The following is a 23,868-nucleotide window of genomic DNA, read 5'->3' as shown; positions in this document are numbered from 1 at the left end:
GATGGTCGCATCTTCGGGATTTTGGTGTTTACTTCACTTCTTCAATATTTAATTCATTGCCATCATCAAAATGCACCTTTAAATAGAATTTACTGAAGCTGTCTAGGCCATACCATTTGAGAATATCGTCTGTCGCGCGCTTTTTGGACGTGTCTTTTGTAAGATTAATCTCCTTGAAAAACTTATCCAGTTCAGTCATCGCTTTGGCATCCTTCAATTCGACACCTGTGAGTTTATTTACGTAAATGGCGGTCAGTTCCTTCTCCATTGTATATTGATCCTGAATGGCTTCTTTTCCATCGACTTCGATTTCCAATTCAAAATGATCGAATCCATAGGCATTGCCGGTATTCATCGTCCCGCCGTCCTGGTCATCAATATTTTGCACGCTATCTTTACTCGGGTCCGTGCCTTTCGTGTCGTCTTTTTTATTTCCACATGCGCCCAGCACGAGAACAAAGGCTACTAACAAGGTACCGAACAGTAGGAGTTTTTTCATCCGCGCATAACCATCCCTTCATAATATCTGCTACTAGTAGTTTTCCTTCTTTTGTGGAAATTAAACGAGGACTTTTGCAATAAAAAAAACCGGCAAGCGCCGGTTCGTTACCACTTCGCAATATGATCCTCCGAACAGCCAAGCATTTGTCTAATTAACAAAAAGGAGCCGTCATCCAGCTTAATGCGCCCGTTGAAATAGCCGACGGTCTGATGCACTTCGGTTTGAACCAATTGGACATTCGTTGTAGCGGTCCGTTCAAAGAAGGGGGTGAACGTCACGCTGACTTTATCGGAAAATCGGGTTTTGATCTTCCACGGTTCCATGTAATTGGATGGATTATATGAAAAAAGGACATCTTCATGGATTTTCATCATCTTCCCGTCAATGAAAACGGCATTCTCCGTCATGCCGGTCCCGTCTGTCCATTTACCACCAAAGTTGAGCCCGATCCGGCGCCCGCCCGCACGTTGAGAGGCCATCGCCCAATTCCACTGCGCTTCCCTTGGCCAGATGCCGCGTCCGTAATCCAGCACGGCAAAGCTATAATCGGGATTAAAATCATAACGCTTTGAACCGATTTTAACGAAGCCGGCAGTCGGCAAGGAATGATGCTTCGCGGTGAATTGGAAAACATCCCGGCTCCGCGGAATGACTACATTCAAGGACTCATCCTGCGCGGGATGCTTAATATGCAAGTCGGCATGCAGTACTTCACTATCGAAATCAGGAATAGTGACGGAAAGATGGGTCTCTCCCTGCAAATGCACCAACTGGACGGACATCCGTTCATTCATAAACTTCACATTGCCCAGCACATCTTCCGGCATTTTGATCTTCCGCCCGATCGGTAGCGTAATCTGCTTCTCATAAAACCGCTGTGTCTCATAGTCCAGCATATACACAAAGCAGACCGCCGCATAATCCAAATGGCTGATGGTCGCAGAAAACAGAAGATCCTCCCCGAACACACACCAATAGTTCCATTTCTTCTTTCGCATGAAATGACCCTTCAGATTACTCTGAATGATCGGCCGGCGCGCATACCCGATAGCACCCGGATTCAACTGGCCTTTCTTATCACAAAGAAGCACAGGCTCCGTAATTTCCCTCTCAGCATGCTGCAAGGAGATCTCCCCCAATCTGTTGTCTTTTTCAAAATCGTTTGGTATACTCTTATTGTATCAGATATACGGGGCATTAGCTCAGCTGGGAGAGTGTCACGCTGGCAGTGTGAAGGTCACCGGTTCGAACCCGGTATGCTCCATAATTAAAGGAACCTTGTCAAACTAACGTTTGACGGGGTTTCTTTTTTTGTGTTCATGTGGATTTGAGGTGGTTTTCGGCAGTCGTGTACCCAGAGTGTGCCTTTTTGATAAAGTTTCGAGAAAATACATCACTCGCAAGTTCATTATCCTTTTGTGTAATGTGGCCATGAATATTTAATGATCTGCGTCATTCATCAGCATCCCTACTAATCAGTCAGGGGCATCAATATGAAAGTGGTTCAAGAGAAATTAGGACATTCGAATATAAAAACACGTGATTCCATATAGATATAAGAATTTTAGTTTGTTATAAGCACTCTCGGAGTGCTTTTTACTTTGGATTTGGGAGGACTTCCACCTTTCTTGGCGAATAAAGTCACGTGGATAATTTTAACAAAATTTAAACTATTTTTCGGGGGTAAAAATGATACATTTACGCAAGGTTTTAATCGGTGCAATTTTAATGACAATTTTTTTAACAGGATGCAGCGAAGAAGTTGACTATGCAGAATTAGAAGAAACAATAAAGATACTAACATCTGATGAAATGGATGGTCGTCTAACTGGGACAAAAGGAAATGACCTGGCTTTATCATTCATTGAAGAAAAATTCCAGGAAATAGGGTTGGAGCCTATTAGTTCGGATACTGAGGGACTATTACTGAAGTATCCTCATACATTTCATGATCCCGAAAAAGCTAACTATCAAATGCAAATTATTTCCGAAAGTGGCGGCGTTACAGATCTAATTCGTGGTGTTGATTATTTAGAGAGAAACGGTTATAGCAGCTATGAAAAAACTTTGCCTTTTACGTTTGATATTCAAAGTCCGGGGATAGGACAAGGTTATGTTGTATTAAAAGACAGAAGCAATTTCAACGAAGCTTTTGAGAAATCTCAAGGAATATTTATTGTTGAAGAAGTATTTTCGAAAACGTTATCGATTGACACTGTTGATAAACCTCTTATTCAAATCTCCACACACACCTATGACAGATTAAAAGAGACTTCAGGCGGACAAATTAAGGTGAACATATCGGTTGAAGAAAAAACGATAGATGCATATAACATTGCAGGCAAGATTCCGGGTACAGATAATACAAAAGCAATCGTTCTGTCTGCTCATTTTGATCATGTAGGCAAAGTGGGTGATACCATTTATCGGGGGGCCATTGATAACGCTTCTGGAGTCGCAGTGCTACTTGAAATAGCTAGAAAATTAGCAGGCTCTGGTGAAGAATATGATAGTGATATTATTATAGTTGCCTTTAACGGTGAAGAATCAGGGCTTCAAGGCAGTACTCATTTAGTTGAAGAGTTGAGTAGTAAATATAATAGCATTTTCAACATCAATCTGGATTCTATGTATCAAGCACCAGTAAGTATTGTTTCACAGGAAGACATCTCTGAAGATTTGTTGGGGGACATGATATCTGTCTTGGAAGAAAGTAGTGTGGAATATAATACTGACTTGAGTGGCGGGTTAAGAAGTGATCACTCCAGCTTCTTGTATAAGAACATTAACGCATTTACTATTTCCAGCCAGAATGTGACCCCGAAATTACATCTTCCTTCGGATACAATTGAAGAAATAGATGTCCCCTCATTATTGAAAATAGCTGACAGTATCCATGAATTTATCCTAAAAAATCATCACAAAGAATATGTGCACACATACGAGGACAATGAAAACAGCGCTTATCAAGCAGGGGAAGTTGATTTCGAATTCCAGGCAACTGAAAGGGCGAAACTGAATCACAACGAATATACATTTAAACAAAGCCCGAAAGATAAAAATCGTTATTTAATAGATAATCCGGATTTTACATTTACAGATCTTAAGGAATTCAAAAAGTACTATCCAACTGTTAAGTATGAGACTTTATTCGATGATTATCAGTTAAGCAGTATTCGTGTATTTAACTCATACGGCCGGGAAATTGATATGTCCAAGTTGGAAGAAGATAAAGTCTATACGCATGAATTGAGTTCGGATGATCTAGTATCGATATCGTTTAACTATTCAAGCATTACTGATGAGAAGCAAAAGCTTCTTGTAGATATAACAAGGGAAAGCCCAATGGAAGTTGAGGAGCTTGAATATAAAGAAATGGTAATTAAAGGTACGCCATATACACTTGGTTACAACGAAAACAGCGACCATATTTTTGAGTTTTCATATGACCAAGAGGCTAACGGGCATACTTACACGGTGAGCTTTAGAAAAGGGGAGGGGGAAGTTATTGAGTTATATGGCCACCAAGTAACTCATATAAACACATCATTGTCGGAAGAAGATTTTAAAGCCTTGATCGAGGATAGCAAGATTCAAGAATTGGTTCTAAAAACTTTAAACTCCTTCTAATTGATGTGAAACGATATAATATCGAAGAAAAAGCATGATGAAGAATTTATTTGCAGTTGCGATAAACGTTGATATATTTTTGATATATAGACATTTACAACAGAGTACGAAAAAAAGGATACCCTACTGGCAGTGTGAAGATCATCGCCGGTATGCTCCATCTCAAAAGGAACCTTGTCAAACTAACGTTTGATAGGGTTCTTTTTTATGTTCATTGGTTTGGGGCTGACTTTCAGTTGTCGTGTATTGGGAATAGACCTCACTTGTTAGTTCGTTATCCTTTTGAGTAAGAGGCCATAAATACCTGCCTGCATAGTCATGCTTTATTTGATTCTCCGTTTTAATAACATAATGTTACTAAAACTTCTTTTTAGGCTTTATCAATTCTTGCACGTACTCCATGAGGAAGCCTTTAAGGTTGCGATACTCCCGTGTTTGCGAATTGAAAGGTTGCATATCAAATTCATCAAACTCAACAATTATTCCGGAATCAGTTGCATGTACAGATACTGAAGTAATATAGCCCAGTGAGTATCCTTCATTATCATCACCGAACATAACGACAGTATACGGCTTGTCAGCCTTTAAAAAGTCGTCAGCCATCTCCAAGCTAAATAAAAAGTGAGGTCTATTCTTCATTCTTCTTGATAGACTATTGCGATCCTCTGCATTATGAAATAATTGCAGTTCGTGTATTGTTTCGTCGTATAAGTATTTTTTTATCTTCATCGTATTTCCTCCTATATGGATACGGCAATCAATCGGCCAAGTCAGTTAAGTGTACCCTGTTTCTAATACTCATAAGGTCAGACGTGTGTCTGAGAAATAAATTTATTTTTCATCGGATATTAGAGTTCTAGACCTAAAATTATGTGGACTAGTTATTATAAATCCTATTTAAATCAACAAATGTATTTTGGATTTCCCTCTATTATACAGTTCTCTTTATACAGGCATGAAAGGATTTCACTAAAACCGTGTTAAAAGAATAAATGTCTAACAATACAAGTTGCATGCATCGTTTCGCCGCAAAGACGAATACTAACAACAAATAAATTTTGTTTGGGAGTGGGGTCTTGAAACGATTTGTATTGCCGCTGATCATCATCATAATTGTTTTCGGAGTATACGGCAGAACGTTTGCGGATAAAGGAAGGAAGCATTACGAAGAGGCCGGACAGATAATATGGGAAATTAATACGGAAGAAAAAGTGATTGCATTGACGTTTGATGATGGACCCCATCGGAAACATACAACCGAAATTTTAGATCTTCTGAAGAAACATGAAGCGAAAGCGACGTTTTTTATCGTAGGTGCTAATGCCGAGAAGAATCCCGATGTAGTGCTGCGAATGTATGAGGAGGGGCATGAACTGGCCAATCATACGTATTCCCACAAAAGCCGAATGAATGTCTCACAGTTAATTCAGGAATTGAAAAAAACGGATGAAGTTATTTATTCGATAACGGGGCAATCCTCCAAATTATTCCGACCTGTTGAAGGGGAGTATACCGATGAAATTGTCCAAGCCGTTTCAAAAGAGGGATACAAACTGATTATGTGGTCTTGGCACTTGGATACATTGGATTGGAAGAACCCGGGTGTGAATAAAATTGTCGGCTTTGTCTTGAATGGAGCCAAAGAAGGTAATGTTGTACTTTTCCACGATGGAGGCGGCAACCGTCGGCAGACAGTGGAAGCGTTGGAAAAAATCCTTCCCGCCCTCGAAAAGCAAGGGTATACATTTGTAACCATATCCGACATGATGAAAATTAATGAAAAAAATAAAGAGCAAATTGAAGACCGCCAAATTGATAACCTTAAATGAATGTAACCGCTGTTTACGAACACCAACCTGGTAGGATTGAAAATTGAAAAAGGGGTAATAATGAAATAGGCACAATAATTGTTCCAAGAAAAGAGGGTATCGTATGAGTCGGAAAATGACGAGTGAGGACCAAGCGGTTTTGGAAAATGCCCCGATAACGTACTATTTCACGATGATTTTCGCTGCCTTTGGAACAATGTTGGCCTTCTACTACTTATTCCAGGTGATGGAGAAGGTCAACGTTTTCCTCTTTTTCCTTTCAGTTTGTGGAGGTGGCATCCCGGTCGGTTTTATCGGGGTGTTCATTGACTATAAGATGTTGCAAAATCGTTTGAAGAAAAGATGATTGTACAACGAATGAGAAGGAGCCTCCCGTCAGCAGGCTTCTTTTTATTTACCTAGAATAAATCGCATTCCAAGCCTCTTTAGTTCATAAGATGGGCTGAGGGGGCGTTTTTATGTATAACAGGGAAGCGGCTGTCGCCTATGCGAATAAATGGTGGAATGGACGAAATCCTGATTTTCATTCATTTGACGTAGACTGCACCAATTTTATTTCTCAATGTCTGCTGGCAGGCGGAGCGCCGATGTATGGATATCCTAATCGTGAACGAGGCTGGTGGATGCAAGGAGGAACCTGGAGTTTCAGTTGGTCGGTTGCCCATTCCATGCGCTGGTTTTTAGGCGGATCGAAGAAGGGACTGACTACCAGGCAGGTCAGTTCGCCTGAAGAATTGGAATTGGGTGATCTGATTTGTTATGACTTCCAAGGCGACGGGCGGTATGATCATACAACAATTGTGACGGGGAAGGATGGCCAAATGCCGCTCGTCAATGCCCATACGTACGACGCTTATCAGCGGTCATGGGATTACAAGGACTCCTATGCATATTCTCCGAATGCAAAATACTTATTTTTTAAAGTGAACGATCATTTTTCTTAATAGAAATGGGAGCTCTCCAGCTAGGAGGCTCCCTCTTTTATTTTTTAATCAAACCATAGAACGGCCAGTGTGCCTTCTCCTGCATGAACGGCGAGAGTAGAACTAATATCACCGATTTCTACAGTAAGCTGAGGGTTGCTTTTACGAAGCATGTCCTTCAGCTGCTCCGCTTGATCGGGAACATTGCCGTGCATCAAGTGAATATGGGAAGGTTGGCTTGCGGATACTTTATCCACAAGATATTGAAGCGCTTTCTTTTCAGATCGAACTTTGTCGAACACTTCAAGCGTTCCGATGTCCGATAGTTGAATGATCGGTTTTACCTTCAACAGGCTGCCTAGGAAAAATTGCACGCCGCTCATCCGGCCGCCTTTATACAGCTGATCCAACTGTCCGATGAGAATATAATTGTTCATCGTTCCGGCCATGGATTCGAGCTGCTGTTTGATTTCATCCACAGTTGCACCCAATTCATGCATCGCCATCCCTTTTTGAATCAAGCCGGTAATGCCGTACGAGAGGGACAGAGAGTCGATGAACGTGATTGGGAAATTGGCCATTTCAGCTCCTGCCATTGAAGAGGCAAGGGTGCCGCTTAATTTTCCGGAAATATGAACGGCAATCGCTTGCTCATATTCGGTTGCCAGTTGTTTGAACTGCTCAGCGAATTCACCAGCTGACGGCTGGGACGTTTTGGGGAATTCAACAGCCCCTTTAATATTTTCATACAGCTCGGAAGGCGACAAATCAATTCCATCCACAAATTGTTTGTCTCCGAAATGTATATTAAGCGGAATCCAATAGAAATCCGGGTGTTCTTTTAATTCTTTCGGAATGTAGGCTGTGCTGTCCACAATCCAAGCTAACGGTTTTTTCGCCATAGGGGCCATCCTTTTGTAGTTTATTTACGAACGTAGGAATATTATATCATCGAAAGTAATTTGTTTGAATAGTAATAGTTTTGGAGAGCGGGAACAGTCCGTTGTTTTCCTCGGAAAGCGGCAATAGTGTATAATGGTCGCTAGTATGGTAAAAAGGGGAGTTCAATAGATGAATGAACAAGCACTATCAGTCAGAGATGCAATCGTCAATCGCCGGTCGGTCAAAAATTTTAACGGTCAACCGGTCGATGTCGATGATATATTGGCGGTACTTGAGGACGCACGCTGGGCGCCAAATCACGGCAACCGAAATCCTTGGAGAGTGATTGTGGCGACAAATCAGGAACACGTGAAATTGCAGGAACTGTTGAAGGAGTACGGTGTTCCGAAATGGAAAGAGCTGTCCGAGGAAGACTTGGAAAAACAGATGAAGAAATTCACTACACCCGGCGCTGTCGTATTCGTCGTCGTGCCGGAGGATGTCCGCCAAAAAGAAAGGCTGGAAGACTTCGCGGCAGCCAGCACGTTTATTCAAAACGTGATGTTGCTCGCATGGGATAAAGGCATCGGCACATGCTGGAAAACACCACCTTTCATCGACAATCCGAAATTCAGAGAAGCACTGGGCGTCAAGCCAGAAGAGCGCATCATCAGCATGCTACAATTCGGTTATTTCGACGACATTCCGAAAAACCGCGTACGCAAACCGTTGGAAGATATCGTAACGTTCTTCGGAAAAGAAGAGTAACAAAAGGAGCATCCAGGTGACTGGGTGCTTTTTTGATTTGGAAAAGAGTAGGGGGATGAATGGGGAAACGAGTACGCTCGGTTGTGCGGAAAGGTTATGCTAGAGTTATGGGCGTTCAGTTGGAGTTATTGGCGTTCGTCTCGACTTAATGGCGTTCAGCAGGAGTTATTGGCGTTCGTTTCGATTTAATGGCGTTCAGTTGGAGTTATGGGCGTTCGTCTCGACTTAATGGCGTTCAGCTGGAGTTATTGGCGTTCGTCTCGACTTAATGGCGTTCAGCAGGAGTTATTGGCGTTCGTCTCGACTTAATGGCGTTCAGCAGGAGTTATTGGCGTTTGACTTAATTTAATGGCGTTCAGCCGGAGTTATTGGCGTTCGTTTCGATTTAATGGCGTTCAGCCGGAGTTATTGGCGTTCATTTTGATTTAATGGCGTTCAGCGGGAGTTATTGGCGTTCATTTCGATTTAATGGCGTTCAGCCGAAGTTATTGGCGTTCGTTTTGATTTAATGGCGTTCATCTGGAGTTATTGGCGTTCGTTTCGACTTAATGGCGTTCAGCCGAAGTTATTGCGTTCGTCTCGATTTAATGGCGTTCAGCTAGAGTTATTGGCGTTCGTCTCGACTTAATGGCGTTCAGCAGGAGTTATTGGCGTTCGTTTCGATTTAATGGCGTTCAATCGAAGTTATTGGCGTTCGTTTCGACTTAATGGCGTTCAACGGGAAATATTGGCGTTCATCTAGCCCCGCGCCAAAAAAACGGTCTGCCGCGCCAAATCCGGTCGCTCCCGCGCCAAAAAACCGTCCCGCCACGACAAATCCTCACATTACATCGCCAAATACAACAGACAAATAATACTCTCAAACTTCACTGAATCACATGCACACTACCATGCCCCAACTGGCACATGAAAAACCGGGTTCGGCATGTGAGCCAAACCCGGTATTGGTTATTTCTTTAATTCATCGACAGGCAGTTCAGCGAGTTCATAGTAGTAGTCGCCGATGACGCGAAGGCCTTTGTCGAAGTTTTCGAGGTGGAAGTGTTCGTTTGGTGCATGGAAGTTTTCGCTCGAAAGGCCGAATCCCATGAGGACGACTGGCAATCCGAGGATTTCATCGAATGCGGCTACGATTGGGATCGAGCCGCCCATGCGTGTGTAGGCAGTCGGCACGTTGTACACTTTTTCGTACGAGCGGCCTGCTGCTTGGATGGCTGGGTGGTCAAATGGCGTGATGAACGGTTTGCCTTTGTCAAATTCGCTCACTTCCACTGTGACGCCTGCCGGTTTATGTTTTTCGATATGTGCTTTCAGTTTGGCGACGATATCTTCCGGGTCTTGATCCGGTACGAGGCGGCATGTGATTTTTGCGCCGGCTTCGGATGGCAATACGGTTTTGATGCCTTCGCCGGAGAAACCGCCGAAGACGCCGTTTACTTCAAGGGTCGGACGAGTCCAAGTGCGCTCCAAGTAGGAGTAGCCTTTTTCACCGAATAATTCAGACACGCCGATTTCTTCTTTCAACGCTGCTTCGTCAAAATTAAGTGCCGCATACGCTTCCCGTTCTTCTTCAGCCAGCGGGCGGACATCTTCGTAGAATCCTTCGACTGCAATGGTGCCTTCTTGATCATGGAAGGACGCTAGGATGTCGGAGATGGCATGGATCGGATTTTGTACGCCGCCTCCATAAATGCCTGAATGCAGGTCGCTTTTTGCGCCGCGCACATCGATCTGTACGCCTGCCAGTCCGCGTAATCCATAGCAGATAGCCGGTTTGCCAGGTCCGTACATGCCTGTATCGGAGATGACAATGATGTCTGCCGCCAGCTTTTCTTTATTCTCTTCAATATATTTCTCTAAGTTCGGGCTGCCGACTTCCTCTTCGCCTTCAATGATGAACTTCACATTGACGGGCAGCTTGCCGCCGTTTTCATGCATCAACGCTTCTACCGCTTTTACATGCATGAATACTTGTCCTTTGTCATCGCTTGCGCCGCGGGCATACAGCTTATTGTCCCGGACTTCCGGCTCGAATGGCCCGCTCTCCCATAAATGCAATGGGTCGACCGGCTGGACATCGTAATGGCCATAAATCAATAATGTGGGCTTTCCTTCGGCGTGCAGCCAGTCGCCATAGACGACAGGGTGGCCGTCTGTCGGTTCGATGGAGACGTTCTCCAAGCCCGCTTTTTCGAATGAATCCTTCAGCCATTCAGCCGCTTTTTGCATGTCCGCCTTGTGGTCGGACAACGCGCTGATGCTTGGGATGCGCAGAAAATCCTTCAATTGGTCCAAATGGTCGTTCCGCTTTTCAGTAAAAAACGTATCAAGCGATTCTAAATGAGTCAAAGGTATCCCTCGTTTCTAAGTATTTCGGATCTAAAAATAGTATAACAGAAAATAGAAAAATGCGAGTCAGGCAAGCAAGCGAAAACGAGGATCTTATGGTATGATATGTATCATTCAACACAAGAACGGATGCATGGAAAACAAGTTCGGGAGGAACCGCTTTTGTTTATTGCACTAGGATTCTTTTTATTCTTGTCGTTTTTCCTATCAGGGAGTGAAACGGCACTGACCGCAGTGAACCGGATGAAAGTCCAGCTGCGGGCGGAGCAAGGCGAAAAAAAATCAATCAAATTACAAAAACTGATATCGAAACCAGACCGGATGATCACGGCCATCCTGATTGGCAACAATGTGGCTAATATTATGATGCCGACCATCGTAACGATGATCGCGATCGATAAAGGGCTGAATGTTGGTCTAATGACCGGGATCTTGACAGTCGTCCTCATTGTGTTTGGGGAAGTGCTTCCTAAGACGATCTCAGCTACATTCGCGGATCGAATTGCGTATGCTGTCGCACCTACGATTTCTGTGCTTGTTAAACTTTTGACTCCTTTAACAGCATTGCTTGCTTTGTTTACGAACATCTTTATCCGCATCATTTCCAAAGGCGCTGTTACAGAGGCGACATTGACAAAGGAAGAGCTTCGTTCAATGGTGGATATTGCATCGACGGAAGGGACGTTTGAGCAAGACGAATCACTGCGTTTAAAAGGTATTCTGGATTTTCCGGATAAAGACGTTTCCGATGTACTGGAAACACATCGTACGGATGTAATCGGGCTGCCGATTGAATCGACGTATGAAGAAGTGCGGGATACGATTTTAGAATACTTCTATACAAGATATCCTGTTTATGAGGAAAGCATTGATAAGGTGATTGGGGTCTTTTATTCCAAATCACTCATTGAATGGTCCATGCATCCAGAGAAGAAGCTTTCTGAACTGATCGACCACAATCCGTTGTTTGTCGTGCAAACGGCCAGTGTCGAGAAAGTATTTAAACTGATGTTAGCGAAGAAGAAACATTTAGCCATCGTGTTGGATGAATATGGCGGCACGCTCGGTATTGTGACGCATGAAGACATTATTGAGGAAATGATCGGGCAGGACATTGAAGATGAAACAGACATTGACGAGGAAGTTCTTGTCTATGAATCAGACCATCACCAGCTGATTTGCCACGGCCGGCTTGAAATTGTCGAGGTTATGGAGCTGCTTCATGTCGGGTTGCCGACGGATCATGAAACCATTGGCGGCTTCGTTATGCAGGAACTCGGTCATGTACCAGAGCCTGGCGAGAGATTTACATATGAGAATCTATTTTTTGAAATTGAAGAAATGGATCGAAGCCGTATCGTGAAGATGAAAATAACGAAACGACAGGAAGAGCATGATATGAGTCCGGACGAGTAAGTGTCCGGGCTTTTTTGTGCGACGGGCAGTCGAGTCGTTTGCAATAAAACTGTACAAGATAATATGCTAAAGGATAGAAGATGTTGCTCGGGTAATCGGGCAGGTGCGGTTTGATGAGGGGGCTTTGAGAAAGGTTTCTCTACTCGATTGTGCAGGAATGCCGGTTTATATAGGCTGTCACAGTTCTGTCACGCCGCCTTACACATTTGTAAGTGTGTTGAAAGGGAAAGCGATAGTTTGTAAGACGAAAATATTTGATAATGGTTCCAAGAGATACAACACGGAGGGCGTTATCAATGAAAATCGACTTAGCTGAACTACACGATCAATATGGAAAATACATATATCACTTATGCTTGAAACTGACACGCAATAAAGAAGAAGCGGAAGACTTAATGCAGGATGTCTGGCTGAAAGTCGTTCGTTACAGCGGCAAGATGGACAGTGTCGATCGCATGAAAGCATGGCTTACGACGATTTGCATGAACACATTCCGGGATCGTTACCGGAAAGATGTGCGTCGCAGTAAACATGTAATGAACCAGCCTGATACATTGGACGTTCCGATTTTGGATTTGGTTCCAAGCGACAGCATGACTCCTGTGGAAGTGGTGGAGCAATCTGATATTCAGAAGATCGTGCAATCGAAAATTGGTGAGCTGGATGCCATTTACCGAAAAACAATCGAGTATTTCTATGTGCATCAGTATTCGTTAATTGAGATTGCGGAAATGATGAAGGTGTCAATTGGTACGGTGAAATCCCGTCTGTTCCGGGCGAAGAAATATTTGAAAGAATTAATGATGGACGACTCCGCGGCACGTGAGTACGTCTTGGCATAAGAATAAAACGAGTGCAGACCTGGCTATTTGGTCTGCGCTCGTTTTTTATTTTCCTCGGGAGATTATGCTAGTTTGCAAGCGCCTGCTAACGGGAACTTGATAGTAATAGTTCGTGAGTTGGGACGGGGATGATCAGATGAAAAGTTGGAAGAAAAGGAACAAGGGGAAACGGTCCTTGTTCGTTATGATATTACTGTTTGTCATGTTATATGTGGCGGTGATCGCCTGGCACACCTATAAGCCGCTGCCGAAAGGGATTCCGTATGAAGGGGATCTGCACCGGACGGATGATGTAGAAATGTTCACCGATCTGACGTATGCCCAAAACAAGAAGGGCGATGGCATGGTGCATGAGCTGTCTATCTTTGATGAAGTGTACAACATGATCGATGAGGCTGAGTCCTTTATTGTGTTGGATTTCTTTCTGATGGATCATTATTCGGATGAAAAAGTGGAGTTCCCTAAAATCGCGGAAACCTTAACGGCGAAATTGATTCAGAAAAAGCAGGAGAATCCTAATATGGATATTGTGTTCATTACGGATCCTCTCAACACGGGATACGGTTCCTACGCTTCCAAATGGTTTACGAAGCTCGAAGAGGCGGGGATTGAGGTCGTCTATTCTGATTTGGATCAACTGCGGGATTCCACGCCGATTTATTCTGGGCTCTACCGGACAATTTTCCGCTGGATCCATGTGGAGAAAAAGGGATGGATCCCGAACGCGATGGCGAGCGAGGCACCGAAGATGACGCTTGCTTCCTATATGAAATTATTAAACGTCAAAGCGAATCATCGAAAGACAATGGTGACGGATAAAGCGGCTCTTGTGACGTCAGGGAATCCGCATGATGCAAGTGGTTTCCACGGTAATGTCGCATTGAAAGTGAGCGGCGCGGTGATCAATGACATCCTCGAATCGGAAGAAGCTGTCGTGCGGTATACAAATGGCGGTTCATTGCCAAGGGCGGAAGTTCGCGAATCAAAGGATGGCCAATATGCAGTACAGTATGTAACGGAAAGAAAGATACTCGATGCATTGCTTCAAGATATCGGCCGCGCGAAAAAAGGAGACCGAATACGGATGGGAATGTTCTTCGTTGCTATGCCGGAAGTTGTCGAGGCTATTGAGGATGCAGTCGATCGCGGCGTGGAAGTGCAGATGATTCTGGACCCGAACGAAAACTCATTCGGCAATGAAAAATCGGGATTGCCCAATCGGCCTGTGATGCAGAAGATGATGGATGAAACAGATGAGAAGATCCAAGTCCGTTGGTACAACACAGTGATAGGCCAATATCATACTAAGTTAGTCGTTGTGGAAACGAAGCAGGAAACGTATATTACGAACGGTTCCGCCAATCTAACGGGGCGCACGCTGAATAATTATAACCTGGAGGGGAATTTGCGGGTCATCGCACCGAATGACAGTCCGCTTGTCCGTGAGATGAATGCGTATTTCGACCGGCTGTGGAGCAATGAAGATGCCCTATATACTCTCGATTTTGAAGAATATCAAAACGAATTCACGTTCTATCAGCGGGGCATTTATCGATTGCAGGAACTGTTGAAGTTGACGACGTACTAAGAGTTCTCCCATTAAAAAAAGAAAACCGTCCCGTGACGGTTTTCTTGATTATGAAATACTTTCCAACTGCTTGTTCAATTCGGCTAATCGGGTTTCCATCGTAGCGAGGCGTTGTTCTGCTTTGTGCACGGAGTCGGCGTGGCCGGTTGATTCCAGTTTTTCGATATCACCTTGAAGGCTGATGTAGTCCATTTTTAGTTCGGCGATGGCTGCTTCGAGTTGTCGTTTGTCCATTCGGCACACTCCCAATCTTTTTCTTTAGTGTAGCATATCGGACATCTCTTTTCCGCGTTTCGGATATTCCAGCAAGTAACGGATCGCTTCCAGGACGGTATCTTTCCCATTTCCTAAATTGAGGTTCGTTTGCCTGCGGATCGCACGTTTGCGGAGCGGTTCGTGAAGGAGCGGTTCCATGATGGCATTCAGCAGATTGGATTGTTTCACTTTTCGTCCAAGGCCCAGGTGGATGAAGCCGTGGTGCTCCTTCGGGAAACCGAGTCCGAGCTCGAATTCATTCTGCGCTAAGACGATGCACGGAATGCCCATGACAGCCACTTCGTATGGCATATAGCCGGAGCCGCAGAGAATGATATCCGCAGTTGAATAAAGTTCAGCCGTATCATAGGGGGGCTGTACAATATTCGTGTTCCGCCGTCCAAGCGCCATCATCCGCAGCGTGCTGACATCGTGGGGGTATAATTCTCCGACTAGCACAGACACTTTGAGTGGGATCTGCAGCTGCAGGACATGGCGCAAAGCCCGGTAGCTCAGATTGCCCGGATCTTCTTCTCCGAATGAAATGACAAGATGCGGCAATGGGGCAGGCCGGTCTTTTTGCAGGCCGATCTTCCGATACGAGGTAAAGGGGTCATCCGCCATGTACAAATTGCGTTCCATGACGTAATGCTCCATTACATTTTCGCTTTCTTCTTCATACAATGTTTGCAAGACAAGATCCGCCAATCGGCCGCCGTCCCCAAAATCGTCAAAATGAATGAGGGAAGAAACGGATTCTCTGATTTTATCTACTTCCTCCTGAATTGTGGATCCGCTGTCACGTAAAAGCAAAGCTGGTTTGATGACTGCGACGGTATCAGCAAGTGTCGTATTTCGACCGATTGTGATTTCCTGAAAGCCTTCAGGTGCAGCTGGGGATGTGGGACCCGTCAGGAATATGACATTCGCTTCTTCTGACAGGATTTTAGCCAGGATGGCCGCTCTGCGTGCGGGATAGGTCCCTTTAGCATCTGTTCGGGCTACATGAATGGCAATGGTTTTCTTTTCGCGTGTTTCTATTGGAATCACCCTTTCTATGACCTATGAATCCATTACTCTCCCTTTCACCCTATGATTTGAAAAAAGCAGTTATGTCCAGATTCCTGAACGTGAATGGAACGGATGGGAATGATTTCGCTGAATTGTCCAGTTGGAACGGATGATTTCCAATTACAATTTGAAGATATGGTTGAAGAAGTGCATGTAGTAACTAATGGTAGTAGCAAGAAGGCATTTCATTCCTGATGGATGTTCCGTTGTATGGTAAACTGGTTTTTATTCTCGAAGGAGAGGGGGATTCCTTTGTTTGATTCCTTATTATTCGATTTACTGCTTGTCATATTGATTGGGATGCTCTCGCAATGGATTGCATGGCGATACCGGATGCCTGCGATTGTCGTCATGTCGGTCGCTGGATTGCTGGTAGGCCCGATTTTTGGCTGGATTGATCCTCAAGAGACGATGGGGGAACTGTTCAGTCCGATCATCACATTTGCGGTTGCTATTATTCTGTTTGAAGGCAGTTTGAACTTAGATATCCGGGAGATCCGGGGCTTTAGCAAGCCGGTTGGCCGTATCGTGACGATCGGGGCATTCATTGCCTGGATTGCCGGATCGCTGGCCGCCCATTATTTGGCGGGTCTATCGTGGGAGGTCGCGTTCATTATCGGGGGACTGTTCATTGTCACAGGTCCGACGGTGATTCTGCCGCTGCTGAGGCAAGCGCGGCTGAAACCGAGGGTGGCGGCCATTCTCAAGTGGGAGGGAATTGTTGTCGACCCGTTCGGCGCCCTTGTAGCCGTCTTCGCTTTTGAATTTATTAAATTCCTGCAGGCGGAAGTGTCTTTGAAATCGCTGTTGCTCTTCTTTACCGCTTCTGCTTTTGCCGTGTTGCTCGGTTGGGCAGCCGCCCGATTGATGGGGCGGGCGTTCGAGAGGGGGAGCATTCCTGAATTTCTAAAAGCGCCGATCCTCTTCGTCGTTGTGCTGTTCACCTTTGTCTTTTCTGATGAAATTATGCATGAAACCGGTCTGCTCGCTGTTACGGCAATGGGGATGACAATGGCGAATCTGCGTATGACAACATTAAATGATGTACGGCATTTTAAAGAAAATATTTCAGTTTTATTGATCTCCGGAATTTTTGTCATGTTGACTGCTTCTCTCGATTCCCGGATTTTAGTCGATATTTTGAACCCGCATATCCTGTTGTATGTGGCGGCGATGCTGTTTGTCGTTCGGCCGCTATCCATTTGGGTTTCAACGATTGGTACCGAATTATCGTGGAAAGAAAGAACGCTCGTCGGATGGATTGCTCCCCGGGGAATTGTCGCCCTTACCGTGTCCGGCTACTTTGCCACCATATTAGTAGACAATGGTTATAAGGACGCGGAGATGCTGACTGCTTTGACGTTTGCACTTGTTCTGAGCACCGTGGTGCTGCATGGTTTCTCAATCGGCTGGCTCGCAAGAAAGCTGAACTTGACGACAACGGATGAAACCGGCGTGCTACTTGTCGGCGGTTCGAAGTTTGCCTCTGCATTTGCGAAATCCATTCAGGATAACGGCCATGAAGTGCTGATCCTTGACCAGTCCTGGGAGGCTCTGGCGGAAGCAAGAAAACGATCCATTCCTAACTACGTAGGGGATATTCTAACCGAACAGATCGAATACCATATTGATTTAACACCATTTCGTTACATGGTCGCAATGACGGAAAGTGATACGTACAATGCCCATGTTTGCGCCGATTTCGCCCCGGATCTGGGACGGCAGCATCTGTTTCAAACAGCTTTCCATGCCGGGAATGAATCATCAAGCCTCAGTATTTCAGGGGGCCAGACACTATTCAGTCCGCCTGTTTCGATTTATGAGCTGGACGAACGAGTGAATGAGGGGCATCTTATCCGAAAGACATTGATTACGAAGCAATACAGTTACACGCAATATTTGCGAGAAAGGGATGATACATCCATTCTCCTGTATATTTTGCGTTCGGACGGGAATGTGGAATTTTTCACTGCCAAAAGGGAACTTCAGGCGGCTGCCGGCGATTCCGTTCTGGCACTCACTTCTCCGGCTAAGAATATTGCACGTATCAAGGAGAGGCTGTTGGAGGAAAATGGAGAGCGTCCGATTGCGGACAATGAAATTGAAGAACTGTTTAAAGAAGATACAGGGAAAGAAAAGCCGCAAATACCGGGGGAAGCTCCGCGTTCTTCTCAAAAAGAGTAGAGCCGGGCGGTCAGTAAGCTCAATTTCGGGAAACCTCCCCTATTCTTTGGTACGATGGGTAATGGAGAACAGCTAAGGAGGATATGCCTAGTGAAAGTTTTGTTTGTGGACGGGACCATTATCGGCAGCAAAACAGGAGCGGTGCTTGAAACCGTCCGATCGTATATCGACGGTACGGGATGCGGCTATGAGCTTGAACTGATAAGGTTTGCGGATTATGACCACCAATTTGTCGATGGTCGTCCGTTCGATCAATATAATGATGATATGAAAAAACTGGTCCGGAAATTTGAAGAGGCGGATGCCTATATCATTGCAACGCCAATCTTCCAAGGTTCGATTCCGGGCGTCCTGAAAAATGCGTTTGATATGCTTCATCCGCATGCAATGCGATATAAACCAGTATCCATCGTGGCAAACGGCGGCACATTCCAGCACCATCTTGTCGTTGAGAATCAGCTGAAGCCTATTTTGGATTACTTCCGCTGCCTGGTGACACCAAATTATGTGTATACCCATACGAGCCATTTTGATAATGAAAACAATATTATTGATGTAGATGTGCAGGAGCGTTTGCAAGAGCTTGCCCGTGTATTTATCCAATACGCAGAAATGAGCCGGCATCTATCGAAAGACGCTATAGATCAAGACTAAGAATATCCCGCTATTCCATTTAGGATAGCGGGATTTTTTCAAGGAAAACGGTTGGTCCCTTAGTCCTTGTTTTTCCATTTTTTATTTAGGAAAATTATACTGATTTTATTTACTTTATATAGTATTATATTAACTGTATATTGAAAGAATCCGTTTATAATTCCTTTGTTTGGATAAAGTAGCGTTGTATAATAATAGAAATGGAGCAGCGGGGAATGAGAATAAAAACTAAGGGCTTTTTAGATGGCAGGCTGTGGGTTCTCATTTTGGCAGTCATCATCGTGCCGAACATATTGGAAGAAATACTAAGTCAAATTTTTAAATGGAAGTTTGACAATGCTATTTGGTATGAAGTTGTGGATACTACTGTGTTTCTCATCTTCGCCACTCCGATTTTTGCCTATTTAATTAATCGAATGGATGTATATGGGCGCCGCCTGGAGTATCAATTGGTCGTTAACTCGCAGGTAAGTGACCAATTGAGAAGTATGAATGAAGAGCTTAGCTATAATGCGAATCATGATGATTTAACGATGCTGCCGAACCGGAGACAGCTCTTTCGCAAATTGGACCAAAGTACAAATGAAGATCATGTGAATGCCGTCTTATTCCTGGATTTGGACCGCTTTAAAGTTATCAATGATACGATGGGCCATTTATATGGCGATATCTTCATCCGGCAAGTGGCGAAGCGCCTTTGTGAGCATTTGCCCGAAACGTATGAAGTGTTCCGGCATGGTGGAGATGAATTTGTAGTACTGCTGAATCATACGAATCAGTATGAAGCAGAAGGGATATCAGCAGATCTTCTCTCTATATTCAGCGAACCATTCATTATCAATGGGGAGGAAATTTTCACAACAGCGAGTATCGGGGTGAGCTTGTTTCCGAAAGACGGAAGAGATGCAGAGACGTTGCTGAAAAATGCGGACAAGGCGATGTATGAGTCCAAGGAAAAGGGCGGAAATACGTATAGCTTTTATTCCGCGCAGACAGCTGTCGGCGACGTTCGGAAGATGAAAATTGAAAATGGTTTGCGGACAGCGGCAGAATCTGGCCGGTTAGAGCTTCATTATCAGCCGATTGTCAACCTGTCCACTAAACGGACGGAAGCAGTGGAAGCGTTAATACGCTGGAATCATCCAGAACTGGGATTTATACCGCCCAATGAATTTATTTCGATTGCTGAAAAAACGGGAGTCATTATTCCAATCGGTAAATGGGTGCTGGAAGCGGCATGCAGGCAAGTGAAAGCTTGGCAGCTGACAGGTCATCCACAATTGAGCGTGGCGGTGAATGTATCGATTCGTCAAATCAATGAGCCAGGATTTGTTAGTTTTATTGAAGATGTCTTGAAGCGGACGAACCTGTCTCCAGAGCATTTGGATATTGAAATAACGGAATCACTCATGCAAAATGACGAGTCTATTACAGTTTTAAATGAGTTAAAAAAGATAGGGATTAAAATTTCCATGGATGACTTTGGAACCGGGTATTCTTCGCTGAGCATCTTGGGTTATCTGCCGATTGACCGGTTGAAGATCGATCAATCATTCACCCAGGATATGCTTCGGCATCCTCATACAAAATCCATTGTAAAAACAATCATTGATATGGGGCGGAATTTAGGATTGACCCTCGTCGCAGAAGGAATTGAGGAGGAGACACAAGCTCAGGCGCTGCAAGAATTCGGTTGCGATTACGGACAAGGCTACTTCTACAACCCGCCGCTGACAGTGGATAAGATGGAAGTCTGGCTGCAAGGGGAGTATTTGGCAAAGTAAAGGGGGGAGGTTCCGTTGACGGAGACGGACAACCAATTGTTGAATAGGATCTTGTTTGAAGGCATAAAGGAAATGGTGATGGTCATCGGGGTTCGGGAAAATGAAGAGTTATACTATGAATACATAAACCGTGCCGCGATGGAGAGAACATGGCTGACTGAAGAAGCGATAGGCAGGCCGCTAAGGGAAGTAGAATCGCCAGAGAAATTCGAGTTTTTCCGTTTAAATCATCTGCACGTCATCCATACGAAGCGCGAGTTCCATTATGAAGATTCCTATGAAATGGAGAATGGGGAGATGTACTATTCCTCTGTCCGTCTCGTGCCCATGTTGAATGAGGAAGGTCAGGTCACTCATATTGTCATTCATGCCCATGACATGACCGCGATGAAAAAAGCAGAACGTGACCTGGCCAAGTCACAGGAGAAGCTGCATGAAACGGAAGACCAGTTCCGGATCATCGCCAATCATTCACAGGATTTGATTGCCATCCTCGACAACTACGGCAAAGTCGAATATATTTCGCCATCCTGCAGCGATTCGCTCGGATTTAGTAAAGAGGAAATCATGGCAAGGCCGTTTCCTTATTTTATTCACCCGCAAGATTTGTCGGGCCTTGTAGATGCGTTCACCGATTCGCTTAGGCAGCAAAAGCATTTTAAAGTGAAATACCGGATGCGCAATAAGTGGAATGAGTGGATTTGGTTCGAGATTTACGGCTCTCCCGTGTTCAATGAACAGCATCGCATCAACCGGATTGTGGCGATTGCGCGTGATATTACGGTGGATAAGCGGTCGGAGGAACAATTGCGGTATTTCGCCTACCACGACATGCTGTCTGATCTGTGGAACCGCCGTGCTTTCTATGAACATCTTGCTGATGCATTGCAGCGGGAACAGTATCGTCGAGAAGGACTGGCACTCTTGCTGCTTGATATCGACCGGTTCAAATGGATTAACGATCAGAATGGCCATGATATTGGAGATCAGGTCATTGCTGAATTCAGTAAACGGCTGAAAGGTGCCGTCCGCCGCATGGACACGGTGGCGCGGTTTGGCGGCGATGAATTTGCCGTGCTACTGCCGGCGGTCGGTTCACGCGAGGATGCCTTTGCAGTCGCCGAATCGATCCGGCAAGCGATCGCGAAGCCGTGGGTATTCACCGACCGATGTCTTTTGGTCACCACGAGTATTGGACTTGCTGTTGCGGAGGGCGATATGACAGACGATGAATTAATTAAACAGGCAGACGTAGCTTTGTATGAAGCGAAAGAATCCGGCCGAGATTGCTGCAAAGGATGAGCTATGAATGAACAGGCGATTGCTGAATCATGAGCAATCGCCTGTTTTTTGTATATGCTTCTTGGGAAATACGATGTTCATTTTGCTGATTAAATACGTAAGCAAGGCTGTTATGCCTTCTACTAACGGAAATACCCACCAAATAGCCTGGCCTCCAAAGAACTTCGGTAAAAGAATGAGGACCGGAACGAAAAGAATAATGCTGCGCATTAGCACAATTCCGGTTGCTAAACGAATTCGCTCGATGGATTGGAAAAACTCCGCATAGACCAGATTGATTCCGAGGAATAGATAGCCGATCGCAAAATGGGCAAAACCTTGTACTGCGATTTGCTGAATTTCAACTGTACTGTCTCCGAACAACGAGATGATTTGGCTTGGAAACAGCATGATCAAGATGGCGGTGATGGCACCGAAAAGTACAGAAGTGACAATGCCGATTTTTAAAAGGGCTGTTAATCTGCCCGTCAAACCGGCGCCATAGTGGTAGCTGACGAGCGGCTGCAATGCCATTCCAATACCATAGAACACCATCAGAAGGACAGCGTGGACATAATTGACCATCGCATAGGCTGTCACGCCGTCGGCACCCATGTAATGTAAAAAGGTTACATTATAGAAGATGATGATGACAGCCATAGAGGCTTCAACGACAAAGCTCGGCAGGCCGATGGAAACGATTTTCTTCGTATCATGCCAGTTTAGAAATCCTCGAACAAATTTTAAGTTGGCCTGTTTCCAAAAGAAATGAAGGGACAACACCATCAGGCCTGCAACTGTGGACAGTGCAGTAGCGAAAGCCACGCCCGTTACCCCATAATCAAATACAAAAACGAAAAGATAATTCAATAGGATATTGAGAATGGATGTTGTAATCAACCCCATCATGGCAAGCTTCGGATTCCCATCATTTCGAATAAAGATGCTTAACAGGTTTTCGGTAGTGTAAAATACACCAAATAATAAAATGACACGCAAGTACTCATGGACATAGGGATATGTCAGGTCGCTTGCTCCGAATAAATACGCAATTTCCTTTAAGTTAACAAGCAACACGCTAACTAAAGGCAAAACGACAAGGAGCATTAAGACGAATGATAATGTGAAAATTTTCAGGGCGCTTTTTGTCTGTCCCTCGCCGAGCGAGATGGAATAGAGGGTCGCACCCCCCATACCGATCCAGAGAGATATGGAGAGTAAGATAGAGAAAATGGGGACTGCTATATTGACTCCGGCGAGCGCTGTTGGACCAACGCCGTGGCTGACAAAAATGCCGTCAATCAAAATATTGACCGACATAAGCATCATTCCGATTAACGAGGGAAACAGGTAGGATAAAAACAATGGCCGGAGTGGCCGGCTTTCAATGTGAGTCATCGTTGTCATGTTTGTGTATCTCCTTCACCATTACCTTCTCGCCATTTTCATCGAGTTCACCATTAAAAACGAAGCCGAATTTCTTGTATAAATGAATAGCGGCTGTATTCGTCTCATACACACTTAAAAAAAGCTGGCGGCAATGGTACCGGTCGGTCAAATAGCGTACAAGCAGCTCTAAAAAGTGTTTACCTAACCCTTGGTGCTGATAGCGTTCATCAATCAAAAAGCGGTCCAGCCAGACACGCTGCTCATTTTTTTCGTGTGGGAACATGCCGTACATAGCGAATCCGACAGCCGTATCCTCCATGTACAGGCCGACGGGAATAAACCGGCGGTCATGTTCTGCTTCTTGCAAGCATTCCAGCGTACTTTCAATAAAGCCTTCCTGCTCATCCGCAATACGTAATGCTAAAATTTCTTCTTTGTTAAAATCGTCACGAATTTCCGTGAACATAATGTCAAAACCTTTCTCTTTCATTGGGGTTACCTACAATGTAGGGTATATAGTA

Annotated in this window: 22 protein-coding genes and 1 tRNA gene; 13 read left to right on the top strand and 10 right to left on the bottom strand. The window is 44.7% G+C overall.

Annotated features, from left to right (window positions below; translation table 11 throughout):
* Positions 1-28: 28 nt before the first annotated feature.
* Together L7D49_RS04105 and L7D49_RS04100 are read right to left on the bottom strand one after the other, a co-directional pair.
* A complete protein-coding gene (locus tag L7D49_RS04105; RefSeq protein WP_238079547.1) occupies positions 29-499 on the bottom strand; it encodes a YusW family protein in 471 nt (156 codons plus the stop codon).
* Positions 500-606: 107 nt separating this feature from the next.
* On the bottom strand, positions 607-1,626 hold the full coding sequence (locus tag L7D49_RS04100) for a DUF2804 domain-containing protein (protein ID WP_238079546.1): 1,020 nt from the start codon (positions 1,624-1,626) through the stop codon (positions 607-609).
* 67 nt (positions 1,627-1,693) lie between these two features.
* On the opposite strand from L7D49_RS04100, the gene L7D49_RS04095 reads away from it, so the two are divergent.
* Together L7D49_RS04095 and L7D49_RS04090 are read left to right on the top strand one after the other, a co-directional pair.
* A tRNA-Ala gene (locus tag L7D49_RS04095) sits at positions 1,694-1,766 on the top strand.
* Positions 1,767-2,191: 425 nt separating this feature from the next.
* Complete coding sequence (locus L7D49_RS04090) at positions 2,192-4,132, top strand: M28 family metallopeptidase (protein ID WP_238079545.1); 1,941 nt, start codon at positions 2,192-2,194, stop codon at positions 4,130-4,132.
* A 357-nt stretch (positions 4,133-4,489) separates the two neighbouring features.
* Here the strand turns inward: L7D49_RS04090 and L7D49_RS04085 are convergent, their stop codons facing one another.
* Entirely contained in the window at positions 4,490-4,861 is a 372-nt protein-coding gene (locus tag L7D49_RS04085; RefSeq protein WP_238079544.1) for a hypothetical protein, read from the bottom strand.
* A gap of 347 nt (positions 4,862-5,208) precedes the next feature.
* Between L7D49_RS04085 and L7D49_RS04080 the strand changes: the two genes are divergently transcribed.
* The 3 genes from L7D49_RS04080 to L7D49_RS04070 all read left to right on the top strand — a co-directional run bounded on the left by L7D49_RS04080 (position 5,209) and on the right by L7D49_RS04070 (position 6,905).
* Entirely contained in the window at positions 5,209-5,961 is a 753-nt protein-coding gene (locus L7D49_RS04080) for a polysaccharide deacetylase family protein (RefSeq protein ID WP_238079543.1), read from the top strand.
* 103 nt (positions 5,962-6,064) lie between these two features.
* Entirely contained in the window at positions 6,065-6,307 is a 243-nt protein-coding gene (locus tag L7D49_RS04075; protein ID WP_238079542.1) for a hypothetical protein, read from the top strand.
* Positions 6,308-6,419: 112 nt separating this feature from the next.
* Positions 6,420-6,905 carry an amidase domain-containing protein gene (locus L7D49_RS04070; RefSeq protein WP_238079541.1) on the top strand — a complete coding sequence of 162 codons (486 nt, stop codon included), beginning with the start codon at positions 6,420-6,422 and terminating at the stop codon, positions 6,903-6,905.
* A 44-nt stretch (positions 6,906-6,949) separates the two neighbouring features.
* Here the strand turns inward: L7D49_RS04070 and L7D49_RS04065 are convergent, their stop codons facing one another.
* Entirely contained in the window at positions 6,950-7,786 is an 837-nt protein-coding gene (locus L7D49_RS04065) for a DegV family protein (RefSeq protein WP_238079540.1), read from the bottom strand.
* A 169-nt stretch (positions 7,787-7,955) separates the two neighbouring features.
* Here L7D49_RS04065 and L7D49_RS04060 point away from each other — a divergent pair, with 169 nt between their 5' ends.
* On the top strand, positions 7,956-8,534 hold the full coding sequence (locus L7D49_RS04060) for a nitroreductase family protein (RefSeq protein WP_238079539.1): 579 nt from the start codon (positions 7,956-7,958) through the stop codon (positions 8,532-8,534).
* A 664-nt stretch (positions 8,535-9,198) separates the two neighbouring features.
* Here L7D49_RS04060 and L7D49_RS04055 read toward each other — a convergent pair.
* Both L7D49_RS04055 and L7D49_RS04050 read right to left on the bottom strand, forming a co-directional pair.
* Positions 9,199-9,345, bottom strand: coding sequence for a hypothetical protein (locus L7D49_RS04055; protein ID WP_238079538.1), 147 nt, complete (start codon positions 9,343-9,345; stop codon positions 9,199-9,201).
* A 137-nt stretch (positions 9,346-9,482) separates the two neighbouring features.
* Positions 9,483-10,883: a dipeptidase gene (locus tag L7D49_RS04050; RefSeq protein ID WP_238079537.1), complete on the bottom strand. Its 1,401-nt coding sequence runs from the start codon at positions 10,881-10,883 to the stop codon at positions 9,483-9,485.
* Positions 10,884-11,045: 162 nt separating this feature from the next.
* On the opposite strand from L7D49_RS04050, the gene L7D49_RS04045 reads away from it, so the two are divergent.
* The 3 genes from L7D49_RS04045 (at position 11,046) to L7D49_RS04035 (ending at position 14,729) form a co-directional block, all read left to right on the top strand.
* Complete coding sequence (locus tag L7D49_RS04045; RefSeq protein WP_238079536.1) at positions 11,046-12,299, top strand: hemolysin family protein; 1,254 nt, start codon at positions 11,046-11,048, stop codon at positions 12,297-12,299.
* 296 nt (positions 12,300-12,595) lie between these two features.
* Positions 12,596-13,141, top strand: coding sequence for an RNA polymerase sigma factor (locus tag L7D49_RS04040; RefSeq protein WP_238079535.1), 546 nt, complete (start codon positions 12,596-12,598; stop codon positions 13,139-13,141).
* A gap of 184 nt (positions 13,142-13,325) precedes the next feature.
* Positions 13,326-14,729: a phospholipase D family protein gene (locus L7D49_RS04035; RefSeq protein ID WP_238079676.1), complete on the top strand. Its 1,404-nt coding sequence runs from the start codon at positions 13,326-13,328 to the stop codon at positions 14,727-14,729.
* A 48-nt stretch (positions 14,730-14,777) separates the two neighbouring features.
* On the opposite strand, the gene L7D49_RS04030 is transcribed toward L7D49_RS04035, so the two are convergent.
* Positions 14,778-14,963, bottom strand: coding sequence for an SE1832 family protein (locus tag L7D49_RS04030; RefSeq protein ID WP_238079534.1), 186 nt, complete (start codon positions 14,961-14,963; stop codon positions 14,778-14,780).
* A 24-nt stretch (positions 14,964-14,987) separates the two neighbouring features.
* Positions 14,988-16,034 (bottom strand): PseG/SpsG family protein, encoded by a 1,047-nt coding sequence (locus tag L7D49_RS04025; RefSeq protein WP_238079533.1) that lies wholly within the window; start codon positions 16,032-16,034, stop codon positions 14,988-14,990.
* Positions 16,035-16,265: 231 nt separating this feature from the next.
* On the opposite strand from L7D49_RS04025, the gene L7D49_RS04020 reads away from it, so the two are divergent.
* The 4 genes from L7D49_RS04020 to L7D49_RS04005 all read left to right on the top strand — a co-directional run bounded on the left by L7D49_RS04020 (position 16,266) and on the right by L7D49_RS04005 (position 21,979).
* Positions 16,266-18,239, top strand: coding sequence for a cation:proton antiporter (locus L7D49_RS04020; protein WP_238079532.1), 1,974 nt, complete (start codon positions 16,266-16,268; stop codon positions 18,237-18,239).
* Between the two features lie 90 nt (positions 18,240-18,329).
* Positions 18,330-18,893, top strand: a complete 564-nt coding sequence (locus L7D49_RS04015; protein ID WP_238079531.1) for an NADPH-dependent FMN reductase — start codon at positions 18,330-18,332, stop codon at positions 18,891-18,893.
* Between the two features lie 215 nt (positions 18,894-19,108).
* Complete coding sequence (locus tag L7D49_RS04010; protein WP_238079530.1) at positions 19,109-20,677, top strand: putative bifunctional diguanylate cyclase/phosphodiesterase; 1,569 nt, start codon at positions 19,109-19,111, stop codon at positions 20,675-20,677.
* A 15-nt stretch (positions 20,678-20,692) separates the two neighbouring features.
* On the top strand, positions 20,693-21,979 hold the full coding sequence (locus L7D49_RS04005) for a diguanylate cyclase domain-containing protein (protein ID WP_238079529.1): 1,287 nt from the start codon (positions 20,693-20,695) through the stop codon (positions 21,977-21,979).
* 27 nt (positions 21,980-22,006) lie between these two features.
* Here the strand turns inward: L7D49_RS04005 and L7D49_RS04000 are convergent, their stop codons facing one another.
* Together L7D49_RS04000 and L7D49_RS03995 are read right to left on the bottom strand one after the other, a co-directional pair.
* Entirely contained in the window at positions 22,007-23,365 is a 1,359-nt protein-coding gene (locus L7D49_RS04000; protein ID WP_238079528.1) for an MATE family efflux transporter, read from the bottom strand.
* Complete coding sequence (locus tag L7D49_RS03995; RefSeq protein WP_238079675.1) at positions 23,343-23,813, bottom strand: GNAT family N-acetyltransferase; 471 nt, start codon at positions 23,811-23,813, stop codon at positions 23,343-23,345. Before L7D49_RS03995 ends, L7D49_RS04000 begins: the two co-directional genes overlap by 23 nt.
* Positions 23,814-23,868: the final 55 nt, after the last annotated feature.

This window comes from Sporosarcina cyprini (genome assembly GCF_022048975.1).
Lineage (GTDB): Bacteria > Bacillota > Bacilli > Bacillales_A > Planococcaceae > Sporosarcina > Sporosarcina cyprini.
This window is presented reverse-complemented; position numbering and strand designations above follow the sequence as displayed.

Bases quoted from the DNA above. Each gene is read 5' to 3' on its own strand.
- L7D49_RS04105 (WP_238079547.1), bottom strand. From the start codon at position 499: ATGAAAAAACTCCTACTGTTCGGTACCTTGTTAGTAGCCTTTGTTCTC.
- L7D49_RS04035 (WP_238079676.1), top strand. From the start codon at position 13,326: ATGATATTACTGTTTGTCATGTTATATGTGGCGGTGATCGCCTGGCAC.
- L7D49_RS04060 (WP_238079539.1), top strand. From the start codon at position 7,956: ATGAATGAACAAGCACTATCAGTCAGAGATGCAATCGTCAATCGCCGG.
- L7D49_RS04030 (WP_238079534.1), bottom strand. From the start codon at position 14,963: ATGGACAAACGACAACTCGAAGCAGCCATCGCCGAACTAAAAATGGAC.
- L7D49_RS03995 (WP_238079675.1), bottom strand. From the start codon at position 23,813: ATGTTCACGGAAATTCGTGACGATTTTAACAAAGAAGAAATTTTAGCA.
- L7D49_RS04090 (WP_238079545.1), top strand. From the start codon at position 2,192: ATGATACATTTACGCAAGGTTTTAATCGGTGCAATTTTAATGACAATT.
- L7D49_RS04075 (WP_238079542.1), top strand. From the start codon at position 6,065: ATGAGTCGGAAAATGACGAGTGAGGACCAAGCGGTTTTGGAAAATGCC.
- L7D49_RS04010 (WP_238079530.1), top strand. From the start codon at position 19,109: ATGAGAATAAAAACTAAGGGCTTTTTAGATGGCAGGCTGTGGGTTCTC.
- L7D49_RS04065 (WP_238079540.1), bottom strand. From the start codon at position 7,786: ATGGCGAAAAAACCGTTAGCTTGGATTGTGGACAGCACAGCCTACATT.
- L7D49_RS04085 (WP_238079544.1), bottom strand. From the start codon at position 4,861: ATGAAGATAAAAAAATACTTATACGACGAAACAATACACGAACTGCAA.
- L7D49_RS04070 (WP_238079541.1), top strand. From the start codon at position 6,420: ATGTATAACAGGGAAGCGGCTGTCGCCTATGCGAATAAATGGTGGAAT.
- L7D49_RS04000 (WP_238079528.1), bottom strand. From the start codon at position 23,365: ATGACAACGATGACTCACATTGAAAGCCGGCCACTCCGGCCATTGTTT.
- L7D49_RS04040 (WP_238079535.1), top strand. From the start codon at position 12,596: ATGAAAATCGACTTAGCTGAACTACACGATCAATATGGAAAATACATA.
- L7D49_RS04020 (WP_238079532.1), top strand. From the start codon at position 16,266: ATGGTAAACTGGTTTTTATTCTCGAAGGAGAGGGGGATTCCTTTGTTT.